Annotated in this window: 1 protein-coding gene; it reads left to right on the plus strand. The window is 49.8% G+C overall.

Annotation, left to right across the window (positions count from 1 at the left end; translation table 11 throughout):
- Positions 1-37 precede the first annotated feature (37 nt).
- Positions 38-454 (plus strand): class I SAM-dependent methyltransferase (locus ACTHUR_RS20570; protein WP_440400652.1); only part of this gene is annotated, 417 nt, incomplete at its 3' end.

The raw sequence follows: 454 nt of genomic DNA on the forward strand, positions 1-454 counted from the left end.
GACACAATGCAAAACAACATTACCCCAAGGAATCCAAATGTTTAAGACGCTCAAAAGCATTTGGCAGGGACTCACGCAAAAAGGCAAAATCTTCCCGCATCAACTTGCATTCACGCTGCTGATTCCTTTGCGCAACTGGGCACTTTCGCCGCAACAAATCGTACAACGGCTGCACCTTGCGCCGCATCACCGCATTTTGGAAGTGGGCTTCGAGGCGGGTTATTTCAGCCCGACACTGGCGCAGTCAGTTCCGCAAGGACGATTGGTGGCAGCGGATATACAGCCGGAAATGTTGGCTTATACCGAAAAACGTTTGCGTCGTCGACATATCGACAATGTAGATTATTATTTGTGCGACGGCACGCATTTTGATTTTCCCGATCAATCGTTTGACCGCATTGTGCTGATTACCGTGTTGGGCGAAGTCGCCAACCAAGCCGAGTATTTGGCAGAG

Source organism: Neisseria sp. P0021.S007, from assembly GCF_051956855.1.